The following is an 11,018-nucleotide window of genomic DNA, read 5'->3' on the forward strand; positions in this document are numbered from 1 at the left end:
CGCTGGCGATCAGGGTTGGCAGGCGCCGCACGGGCGGGCCGGTTGAAAGGTGTTGGCGCGGACGGCGTTCATAGCACGCCACTCCCGCGCATGCGCTGCACGGCCTGGTCCAGGGCTTCGCCCCAGCGGCCCAGCTCGCGGTTGCGGATCAGTTGTACGGATGGGTACCAGTAGCTGGTCGCATCGTCGACGGCCCAGCGCCAGTTCGGATTGAGCTGGAGCAGCACGAAGGTCGGCACGCCCAGCGCCCCGGCGAGGTGGACAGTGGTGTTGTCGATGCTCAGCACGGCGTCCAGCGCGGCCAGTTGGCTGGCCTGGGCATCCATGTCCTTGAGCGGATTGACCGCGGCGTCATGGTGGATATGCAGCCCGAGGCTTTCGGCTTCGGCGCGCTCCGGCTCGGTATTGCCGTACTGCAGGTTGATCAGCTGTACGTTGTCCAGCTTTGCCAGTTGCGCCAGTTCCTGCATCTCGATGCGGCGGCTCTGCATGTCGTTGGCAGTATCGGTGCCGCCACGCCAGGAAATGCCCACCAGGCGTTTACCGGGGAACAGACGCTGGTACTCGGCTCGTTTAGCCTGGGTCTGCTGCTCGTCGGCCTTGAGGAAGGCGCGGGTACCGGCGAAGGAGGCGAGGGTAGGGCGCAGGAACTCGCCCAGGCTGCCCATGGGAATCTGGTAGTCACTGCGTGGCCAGGTCTGCCGGTGCATCATGCGCTGGCCGTTGTGGACCTGGCCGGTGCTTTCGCGCTGGATGATCGACAGGCCCGGCATGCTGCGCTGCAGCAGTGGGCAGAGACGGTCGTAGGTCTCGACATGCACCTGGCCGCCCAGCTTGAGCAGGTCCGGCAGCATGCTGACGAACATGACGTGGTCACCGATGCCTTGTTCGGCCCAGACCAGCAGGGTCTTGCCTTCCAGCGGCTCGCCGCGCCAGCGCGGGGTATTGAAATCCTGGTAGTGCTCCTTCAGCGAGGTCTTCCAGCGCGCCTCGTAGTGCGGCCAGGCGAGATCGAACTGCTTGAGGCGCAGTTGCAGCAGCGACAGGTTGTTATGCGTGCCCGAATGCTCCGGCATCTTCTCCAGCGTCTGCATATAGAGACGGTAGGCGTCCTGGTAGCGCGCCACCTGCTCCAGGGACAGTGCCAGGTTGAAGGGGCCGAACAGGTAGTTGGGGGCCAGTTCCAGCGTCAGCTGATGGCAGGCGACGCTGTCATGGAAGCGCCCGCACTCGAAGTACAGGGTGCCCAGCAGGCCGAGCAGGATGCTCTGCTGCCATGGCTCCAGCGGCTTTTCCAGCGCCTGGGTATAGAGCGCCTCGGCTTCGTCGAAGCGTTTACGCAGGCTCAGCGCTGCGCAGTACAGGGCCAGGCGCGGCAGGCTCGGCGAGGCCCGGTACCAGCGTTCGGCACGCTCAAGGTTCTTTATGAACAGCCGATGAGTACGCATCGTGTCTAGCAGCTCTTCATCGACCTTGGGGTCGGTGGTCATGTCGAGCGCGCGCTCGGCCCAGGCTTCCGCCGATTGCGGGTCCTGCAGCTCCAGGTGCAGGCGGGCGATCTTGGCGTGGACCATCGCGGTGTTGGGCACCAGTTTCGCCAGCGCTTCATATAGACGGATCTGTTCCGCGCGGTCTTCGCGGTCTTCGGCAATCTGCAACGCCTGGCTGAGGCGCTGGATCTCGGATTGAAGCTTGTGGTTGGACATGCGGAACCTGCTGGTGACGGAGCTTTGGCGCGTGTCCGGGGGCTTTGCAAGAACGAGGCCAGCCGGGGCCTACAGAGCGGTCTGAAGAAAATTCGAAAAAAAAGTTAAAGCCCGTCCGACTTGGGACGATAACCCTAACGAAGGTTCTCCACGCCATTTCGAATCAAACGGGCAGGGAGGCCACTTAGCCCTAACACGAGGAATTCGTCATGGCTCTTACCGTCAACACCAACATCGCCTCGCTGTCGGTTCAAAAGAACCTGACCAAGGCCGCCAACAACCTGAACACTTCGATGACCCGTCTGTCCACCGGCCTGCGTATCAACAGCGCCAAGGACGACGCCGCCGGCTCGCAGATTTCCAACCGTCTGACCAGCCAGGTCAACGGCCTGAACGTAGCCGTGAAGAACGCCCAGGACGCCAACTCCATCGCCCAGGCCGCCGAAGGCGCCCTGCAGGAGTCCACCAACATCCTGCAGCGTATGCGTGAACTGTCCCTGCAGTCCGCCAACGGCTCCAACAGCAGCGAAGACCAGACCTCGCTGAACCAGGAGTTCAAGTCGCTGACCGCTGAACTGACCCGTATCTCCAAGACCACCACCTTCGGTGGCGGCACCTCCGGTATCAAGCTGCTCGACGGCACCGCCGGCACCAACGGCACCCTGACCTTCCAGGTCGGCGCCAACGCCAACGAAACCGTCAGCTTCACCCTGAGCGACATGAGCGCCACCGCTCTGAAAGGTACCTCGCAACTGGCTTCCGGCACCCTGGACCTGTCCACCGTACTCAGCGGCTCGGGCGGCGTTGCAGCCACCGCCGGCTCGGTCACCGTCAACGGTACCCAGGTCAGCTACGCCAAGGGCGCCAGCGCCAACGACATCGTCTCGGCGATCAACACCAACATCAGCGGCGTAGCGGCAGTGGCCGGCGCGGCTGGCAGCGGCGGCACCACCACCACCATCTCGCTGACTTCCGGCAAGGACTTCACCGCAGGTGTGGGCAGCGGCGCCGGCAGCGCGCACGCTGTGGTCACCTCGAACTCCACCATCCAGGCGCTGGACATCGCGACCGCCAAAGGTGCCCAATCGGCTACCCAGGTGATCGACGCCGCCCTGAAGCAGATCGACAGCCAGCGTTCCTCGCTGGGTGCCATCCAGAACCGTCTGGACAGCACCATCTCGAACCTGCAGAACGTGTCCGAGAACGCCACCGCTGCACGCAGCACCATCCAGGACGTGGACTTCGCCGCAGAAACCGCGGAGATGACCAAGCAGCAGACCCTGCAACAGGCCGCCACCGCGGTACTGGCCCAGGCCAACCAGCTGCCCTCCGCTGTCCTGAAGCTGCTCCAGTAAGGGGTTGCCGCAAGGCAAAAACGGAAAGGAAGGGCGCTCAGCGCCCTTCCTTGCTTTGCATTCGGAGGGTAATACCTGATGGATACCAGCCTCGGAATCAACACCCTGCGACCGGCCGACAACGCCGCCGCGGGTAGCAAGCCGGCCAGCGGCAACAGCTTGCCGCAGAGCGCCAAGGAATCGCCGGCGGCCAACAACCGTCGCAACCTGAACGAAGCCGTCAGCCGTCTGCGCGAGCAGGCCCAGTCGGTGCAGCGTAACCTGGAGTTCTCGGTGGACGACGCCAGCGGCGAAACCGTCGTGAAGGTCGTGGCCTCCGATACCGGCGAGGTGATTCGCCAGATTCCTTCGGAAGTTGCGCTCAAGTTGGCAGAAAGCCTGAAGGAAGCGGGTAATCTGCTGTTCAGTGAACGCGCCTGATCTCGTTATTTACGAGCTCTGGCGCGATTCTTGAATGAAGCGTCACCAGACGCAGGCGGCAATCTGAAAACCGCCAGAAATTTGGACAGGAGGGTAGGCACATGGCCGGGACTTCGATCAATGGCGTAGGGTCGGGATACGACATCGACTCCATCGTGACTGCTTTGGTGAATGCGCAGAAGGCGCCCAAATCGAACCAGATCGCCACCCAGAAGACCGCGACCAATACCACGCTGTCCGGTATCGGCTCGCTGCAGAGTGCCCTGGATACCTTCCAGACGGCCATGGGCAAGCTCAACGACGCCAACTCCTTCGCTGGTTTGGCCGTGAAGTCGTCGAACGCCGATGCCCTGACTGCCACCCTGGGCACCGGCGCTGCCGCCGGTACCTATGCCATCGATGTGGAAAGTCTGGCCACCAGCTCCAAGGTCGCTACCCAGTATATCGACAAGTCGGCCAGCTTCGGCGCCGGCAAGCTGACGATCACCCAGGGCAGCAGCACCTACAACGTCACCGTCAAGGCGGGGGCGAGCCTGTCCGATATCCGCGACAGCATCAATACCCAGCTCAAGGACCAGGGCCTCACCGCCAACATCATCACTGATGCCAGCGGCCCGCGCCTGGTTCTGGGGTCCAGTGTCACCGGTGCAGGCAGCGATATCAGCGTAGCCACCAGCGGCGACTCGAGCCTCGATGTGCTCAAGATCGACGGTGCCGGCACCAAGGCGTCGGCCACCGCCGGCGGCTATGTCAGCGCGCCCGCGGCGAATGCCAAGTACACCATCGACGGTCTGGAAATGAGCAGTTCGGTGAACAAGATCTCCAGCGCCATCAGTGGCGTGGAGCTCAACCTGGTGGCCACAGGCAAGTCAACCGTCACCGTGGATACCAACACCGACGGCCTGAAGACTTCCATCCAGTCTTTCGTCTCGGCGTACAACGCGTTGATGACCAGCATCAATTCGCTGACCAAGGTCACCACCACCACGGACTCCAGTGGCAACCCGACGACCTCGGCCGCTTCGCTGGCCAGCGACTCGATGACCCGCAACCTGCTCAACACGCTGCGCACCCAGTTGGTCGGCTCCTCTACGGAGGGCGGCTCGATCAAGCTGTTGTCGCAGCTGGGCATCTCCACCAAGACCGATGGCACCCTGGACGTCGACGACACCAAGCTCGACGCCGCCCTGGAGAAGAACTTCGCCTCGGTGCAGGGCTTCTTCACCGGTGATGGCGGCCTGCTCAATCGCATGAGCAGCAGCATGGACCTCTACACCAAGAGCAACGGCCTGCTTGACCAGCGCAAGGCGTCATTGAACGACACCCTGAGCGACCTGGCCGACCAGTCGACCAAACTGGATACCCGCATGACCAAGCTGACCGAGACGCTCATGGCGAAGTACACCGCCATGGACACCCTGGTCGCCCAGCTCAACGCCACCAAGTCCAGCGTGCTGACCACGCTGAACGCGCTGAACAAGGCCAGCAGTTCCGACAGCTGACGCTTCGGTGGTCCGCCTCTCAAGGGCGGGCTGCGGGGCAGTACGCCAGTGCAGATTTTTGCCTAAAGCTTTTCCCGCCCGCGCCGATACTTTGAATATCGACGATTTGATCGTTCAGCGAATCAAGGGGAAATCAGATGAACGCTTCGGCCGCACTGCGTCAGTACCAGAACGTGAACAACCAGTCGCAGGTGCACGACGCCTCTCCCCACCGTCTGATCCAGATGCTGATGGAAGGCGGCCTGAGCCGCATCGCCCAGGCCCGCGGTTCGATGGAGCGCGAGCAGTTCGCCCAGAAAGGCATGCTGATCGGCAAGGCCACCGCCATCATCGGCGGCCTGCGCGAAGCGCTGAACTTCGAAGCCGGTGGTGAGCTGGCGGAAAACTATGCCAACCTGTACGACTACATGAGTCGTCGCCTGGGCGACGCCAACCGCAGCAACGAAGTCGAAGTTCTCGACGAAGTATCCGGCCTGCTGCGCACCATCAAGGAAGGCTGGGACGCGATTCCGCAGTGATCGCCGCTCGCCAGGAGATACCGAACATGACTCTCGCCGTCCAGCAGATCGAACAGACCCGCCTTGCTTTGGGCGCGGCGCTGGCCCAGGAAGACTGGGAAGCCGTTGCTCAACTCGACCTCCAGTGTCGCGAGCACGTCGACGCCGCCATGGTCGAACCGCTGGATGACGACAGCGATCTCAAGCGCAGCCTCGAAGGGTTGCTGGCGCTGTATCGCGAACTGGTCCAGGCTGTCACCCGGCAGCGTGAGGAAGTGGCCACCGAGATCGTCCGCGTCAACCGTTCGCACCAGGGCGCCAAGGTCTACCAGATGTTCGGCTGATCCATTCGGATCGGCTCTCTTTCGGCGGTGATCGGCCAGGTGCCGGTGGCCGCCGTCTCTGCTTCGAACTACGCTCCATTTCAGTTGCCATGACAGGGATCAACACCCTTCGTCGGGCCGCACCAAAAAAAACACGCCATAAATTTGACTCGAGCCACAATTTTGACTTAACTAGTGGCCAAATGCTGGCTAGCACGAGGAAATTGTGCTGTGGCCAGATCGTGTCAGCCGCCGTAGTACGGCCTTCAAGCCCGGGATGACAAGCTAAGATGTGGCGCGAAACGAAAATCCTCGTGATCGATGACAACCAGGACCGTTGCCGGGACCTCTCGGTGATCATCAGCTTCCTGGGTGAAGACCAACTGTCCTGCAGCAGCCGTGACTGGCGCCAGGTCGTCGACCCGCTTCCCAACGGCAGCCGTGACGTGCTCTGCGTACTGGTCGGCGCCGTGGAGAGCAAGGGCGGGGCGCTGGAGCTGCTCAAGCAGCTCGCGTCCTGGGACGAGTACCTGCCGGTCCTGCTGATGGGCGAGCCGGTGCCCAATGAGTGGCCCGAAGAGCTGCGCCGCCGCGTGCTGGCCAGCCTGGAGATGCCGCCCAGCTACAACAAGCTGCTCGACTCCCTGCACCGCGCCCAGGTCTACCGCGAGATGTACGACCAGGCCCGCGAGCGTGGTCGTCAGCGCGAACCCAACCTGTTCCGCAGCCTGGTAGGCACCAGCCGTGCCATCCAGCAGGTGCGGCAGATGATGCAGCAGGTCGCCGATACTGACGCCAGCGTGCTGATCCTTGGCGAGTCCGGCACTGGCAAGGAAGTGGTGGCGCGCAACCTGCACTACCACTCCAAGCGCCGCGACGCGCCCTTCGTGCCGGTCAACTGCGGCGCGATCCCGGCAGAGCTGCTGGAAAGCGAACTGTTCGGCCACGAGAAGGGCGCCTTCACCGGCGCCATCACCACCCGTGCCGGGCGCTTCGAACTGGCCAACGGCGGCACCCTGTTCCTCGACGAGATCGGCGACATGCCGCTGCCGATGCAGGTCAAGCTGCTGCGCGTGCTGCAGGAGCGCACCTTCGAGCGCGTGGGCAGCAACAAGACGCAGAACGTGGACGTGCGCATCATCGCCGCGACCCACAAGAACCTCGAGAAGATGATCGAGGACGGCAGCTTCCGCGAAGACCTGTACTACCGCCTCAACGTCTTCCCCATCGAGATGGCCCCGCTGCGTGAGCGCGTGGAAGACATCCCGTTGCTGATGAACGAACTGATCTCGCGCATGGAGCACGAGAAGCGCGGTTCGATCCGCTTCAACTCCGCCGCCATCATGTCGCTCTGCCGCCACGATTGGCCGGGCAACGTGCGCGAACTGGCGAACCTCGTCGAGCGCCTGGCGATCATGCACCCCTACGGCGTGATCGGCGTGGGCGAACTGCCGAAGAAATTCCGCCACGTCGACGACGAGGACGAGCAGCTGGCAACCAGCCTGCGCGAGGAGCTGGAAGAGCGCGCGGCGATCACCGCCGGCCTTCCGGGCCTCGACTCGCCGGCCATGCTGCCGGCCGAGGGCATCGACCTGAAGGATTACCTCGCCAACCTCGAGCAGGGATTGATCCAGCAAGCGCTGGACGACGCCAGCGGCGTGGTCGCCCGTGCCGCCGAACGCCTGCGCATCCGCCGTACCACCCTGGTGGAGAAAATGCGCAAGTACGGCATGAGTCGCCGCGAAGAGGAAATGGCGGAGGATTGACGCCTTCGCCTGACTCGTTTTTTCAAGTCATTGAAATATAACGAGTAAATTTTAGGCACGGGGTTTGCTAAGACTCATCCGACCGACAGATTCACGCCGTCGGACGGATGAGGAAAACCCGCATGATGCCCGCCACCAATCGCCAGACTGACCTTGCTCCGCAACTGCCGGCAGAACCGCTGCAGGTGCCGGTGGAGCAGCAGAGCCGTGCCCATCTGGAACAGACCTTCGAGTTGTTCAGCCAGATGTCCAGCCAGCTCAACCAGTCCTACAGCCTGCTGGAAGCCCGCGTCACCGAGCTGAAGGGCGAACTGGCGTTGGTAAGCGCGCAGCGCATGCAGGAGCTGGCGGAGAAGGAGCGTCAGGCCAACCGCCTGCAGAGCCTGCTCGACGTGCTGCCCGGTGGCGTCATCATGATCGACGGTCAAGGCGTGGTGCGCGACGCCAATCCGGTGGCGGTCGCGCTGCTCGGCAAACCGCTGGTGGGCATGCTCTGGCGTGAAGTCATTGCCCGCAGCTTCGCCCCGCGTGCCGACGACGGCCACGAAGTTTCCCTGCGCGATGGACGTCGCGTGTCCATTGCCATCCGCCCGCTGAACGGCGAGCCCGGCCAGCTCATCCTGCTCAATGACCTGACGGAAACCCGTCGCCTGCAGGACCAGCTCGCCCGCCACGAGCGCTTGTCCGCCCTGGGCCGGATGGTCGCCTCCCTGGCTCATCAGATTCGTACTCCGCTGTCCGCCGCCATGCTCTATGCCGGTCACCTGAGCGAGGGCGAGCTGCCGGTCGAGCATCAGCAGCGCTTCGCCGGGCGCATCAAGGAGCGCCTGCACGAACTGGAAAGCCAGGTGCGCGACATGCTGGTGTTCGCCCGCGGCGAGCTGCCGCTGCCGGATCGCCTCGCGCCCAACCAGTTGTTTGCCAGCCTGCGCGCTGCCGCCGAATCCCATGTCGCCGGCCTCAACCTGCGTTGGCAGTGCGACGCCCGCGTCGGCGAGTTGCTGTGCAACCGCGACACCCTGGTCGGCACCGTGCTCAACCTGGTGGAGAACGCCATCCAGGCTGCCGGCCGCGATGTACGCCTGAAGGTGCACCTGTATCAGCGCGACAACAGCCTGCGCCTGTCGATCAGCGACAACGGCCCGGGCATGAGCGCGGAAACCCTGGCGCGCCTGGGCGAGCCTTTTTTCACCACCAAGACCACCGGCACCGGCCTCGGCCTGGCCGTGGTGAAAGCCGTCGTCAAGGCCCACCAGGGCGAGCTGCGCCTGCGCTCGCGTCCTGGTGTCGGTACCTGCGCCACCCTGATCCTGCCGCTGATCCTGGCTCAACCCGTCGTCCACGAGGAGTGATTTCCATGGCCGCCAAAGTCCTGCTGGTCGAAGACGACCGCGCCCTTCGTGAAGCCCTCTCCGACACCCTGTCGCTTGGCGGGCACGACTTCGTCGCCGTCGATTGCGCCGAGGCCGCGTTGCCTGCACTGGAGAAAGAGGTCTTCGGCCTGGTGATCAGCGACGTGAACATGCCGGGCATGGACGGGCACCAGCTGCTCGGCCTGATCCGCAAGCGCTACCCGCAACTGCCGGTGCTGCTGATGACCGCCTACGGAGCCGTTGATCGCGCCGTGGACGCCATGCGCCAGGGCGCCGCCGATTACCTGGTCAAGCCTTTCGAGCCGCGCGCGCTGCTGGAGCTGGTGGCGCGTCATGCGCTGGGTGCCGTTCCCGCCAGTATCGGCGAAGGTCCGGTGGCGCTGGAGCCGGCCAGCCAGCAATTGCTGGAGCTGGCCGCCCGTGTCGCGCGCAGCGATTCCACCGTGCTGATCTCCGGCGAGTCCGGTACCGGCAAGGAAGTCCTGGCGCAGTACATCCACCAGCAGTCGCCGCGGGTTGGTAAACCCTTCGTCGCGATCAACTGCGCGGCGATCCCGGACAACATGCTCGAGGCCACCCTGTTCGGCCACGAGAAGGGCGCCTTCACCGGCGCCATCGCCGCCCAGCCGGGCAAGTTCGAACTGGCCGACGGCGGCACCATCCTGCTCGACGAAATCTCCGAGATGCCGCTGGCCCTGCAGGCCAAGCTGCTGCGTGTACTGCAGGAGCGCGAAGTGGAGCGCGTCGGTGCGCGCAAGCCGATCAGCCTCGACATCCGCGTGCTCGCCACCACCAACCGCGACCTGCTCGGTGAAGTGGCTGCCGGACGTTTCCGCGAGGACCTCTACTATCGCCTGTCGGTCTTCCCGCTGGCCTGGCGCCCGTTGCGCGAGCGTCCCGCCGATATTCTGCCGCTGGCCGAACGGCTGCTGGCCAAGTACGCACGCAAGATGAACCACACGCCGGTGACCCTGGCCGACGACGCCCGCGCCGCTTTGCTGGCGCATCCGTGGCCGGGCAACGTGCGTGAGCTGGACAATGCCATCCAGCGCTCGCTGATCCTGCAGCAGGGCGGCCAGGTCCAGGCCGCCGACCTGTGCCTGACCGCGCCCATCGGTCTTGCTCCGCGCCCGGTGCTGGCGGCCGTTCCGGTTTCGACTGCGCCGCAGGTTCCGGTCGGCGTCGAAATTCCGTCGCCTGCCGCCGCAGAAGCCGGGCAACTGGGTGAGGACCTCAAGCGCCGCGAGTTCCAGATGATCATCGACACCCTGCGCAGCGAGCGTGGCCGCCGCAAGGAAGCCGCCGAGCGACTGGGCATCAGTCCGCGCACCCTGCGCTACAAGCTCGCGCAGATGCGCGACGCCGGCATGGATGTGGAGGCTTACCTCTACGCCAGTTGAGCCACTGACAGACCCCCTCTTGGCCCGCATTCGTGCGGGCCTTTTCTTGACGCGCACTGCACACGGGGCGGCGTGCTTTTCGTAAGAGCGAGCTTGCTCGCGAATAGCCCTGCTGCGAGGCCGGTTCGCGAGCAAGCTCCCTCCTGCAGGCAAGGCCTGGCCCTGGCGGAAAAGAAGACGCCGGTTGAGTCGTTTGCTTCCACTGAAATGCCTATCCCAGAGCCATCCTTCGCCTTTTTTCCACGCTCCGAAAACCTGGCACCCAAGTTGCAATCACCTCTGCAAAGCGCCGCGCAGTGTCAAAAAACCGCGGACAGTCGGAGGGGTAAGTGATGAGTCAGGGTATCGAGTTCAATCGTCTGCTGCTGGAAATGCGCTCCATGCAAATGGAGGCCATGGCCAAGGCGAAGACGCAGGCCGCACCGGCCGAGCCGGGGGCGCCAAGCTTCTCGCAGATGCTCGGACAGGCCGTGGACAAGGTGAACGGTACCCAGCAGGCCGCCTCCGACATGGCGACCGCTTTCGAGATGGGGCAGGGCGGGGTCGATCTCACCCAGGTGATGATCGCCTCGCAGAAGGCCAGTGTTTCTTTCCAGGCGATGACCCAGGTACGCAACAAGCTCGTCCAGGCGTACCAGGACATCATGCAGATGCCGGTTTGAGCGGCGAGGATCGT

General features: G+C 64.1%; 10 protein-coding genes. 9 read left to right on the plus strand and 1 reads right to left on the minus strand.

All coding sequences use genetic code 11. From position 1 onward, the window contains the following. Positions 1 to 68: 68 nt before the first annotated feature. A complete protein-coding gene (locus IB273_RS12565; RefSeq protein ID WP_192224194.1) occupies positions 69 to 1,706 on the minus strand; it encodes a hypothetical protein in 1,638 nt (545 codons plus the stop codon). Positions 1,707 to 1,915: 209 nt separating this feature from the next. On the opposite strand from IB273_RS12565, the gene IB273_RS12570 reads away from it, so the two are divergent. The 9 genes from IB273_RS12570 (at position 1,916) to fliE (ending at position 11,004) form a co-directional block, all read left to right on the plus strand. Beyond that, the gene (locus IB273_RS12570; protein ID WP_192224195.1) at positions 1,916 to 3,061 is read left to right on the plus strand and encodes a flagellin; all 1,146 of its coding nucleotides are present in this window, start codon (positions 1,916 to 1,918) and stop codon (positions 3,059 to 3,061) included. Between the two features lie 78 nt (positions 3,062 to 3,139). Then, positions 3,140 to 3,481 (plus strand): flagellar protein FlaG, encoded by a 342-nt coding sequence (locus IB273_RS12575; protein WP_081519267.1) that lies wholly within the window; start codon positions 3,140 to 3,142, stop codon positions 3,479 to 3,481. Between the two features lie 101 nt (positions 3,482 to 3,582). Beyond that, positions 3,583 to 4,983, plus strand: coding sequence for a flagellar filament capping protein FliD (fliD, locus tag IB273_RS12580; RefSeq protein ID WP_081519268.1), 1,401 nt, complete (start codon positions 3,583 to 3,585; stop codon positions 4,981 to 4,983). 137 nt (positions 4,984 to 5,120) lie between these two features. Beyond that, positions 5,121 to 5,501, plus strand: coding sequence for a flagellar export chaperone FliS (fliS, locus tag IB273_RS12585; protein ID WP_081519269.1), 381 nt, complete (start codon positions 5,121 to 5,123; stop codon positions 5,499 to 5,501). 26 nt (positions 5,502 to 5,527) lie between these two features. Further along, complete coding sequence (gene fliT / locus IB273_RS12590) at positions 5,528 to 5,824, plus strand: flagellar protein FliT (RefSeq protein ID WP_151187847.1); 297 nt, start codon at positions 5,528 to 5,530, stop codon at positions 5,822 to 5,824. Positions 5,825 to 6,093: 269 nt separating this feature from the next. Then, a complete protein-coding gene (locus IB273_RS12595; protein WP_045212115.1) occupies positions 6,094 to 7,569 on the plus strand; it encodes a sigma-54 dependent transcriptional regulator in 1,476 nt (491 codons plus the stop codon). 122 nt (positions 7,570 to 7,691) lie between these two features. After that, the gene (locus IB273_RS12600; protein ID WP_412548074.1) at positions 7,692 to 8,921 is read left to right on the plus strand and encodes a sensor histidine kinase; all 1,230 of its coding nucleotides are present in this window, start codon (positions 7,692 to 7,694) and stop codon (positions 8,919 to 8,921) included. Positions 8,922 to 8,926: 5 nt separating this feature from the next. After that, positions 8,927 to 10,342, plus strand: a complete 1,416-nt coding sequence (fleR, locus tag IB273_RS12605) for a sigma-54-dependent response regulator transcription factor FleR (RefSeq protein ID WP_081519272.1) — start codon at positions 8,927 to 8,929, stop codon at positions 10,340 to 10,342. Between the two features lie 332 nt (positions 10,343 to 10,674). After that, positions 10,675 to 11,004 (plus strand): flagellar hook-basal body complex protein FliE, encoded by a 330-nt coding sequence (gene fliE, locus IB273_RS12610; RefSeq protein ID WP_081519275.1) that lies wholly within the window; start codon positions 10,675 to 10,677, stop codon positions 11,002 to 11,004. Positions 11,005 to 11,018: the final 14 nt, after the last annotated feature.

It is taken from the genome of Pseudomonas sp. PDM19 (genome assembly GCF_014852215.1).
In the GTDB taxonomy this organism is placed as follows: Bacteria; Pseudomonadota; Gammaproteobacteria; order Pseudomonadales; family Pseudomonadaceae; genus Pseudomonas.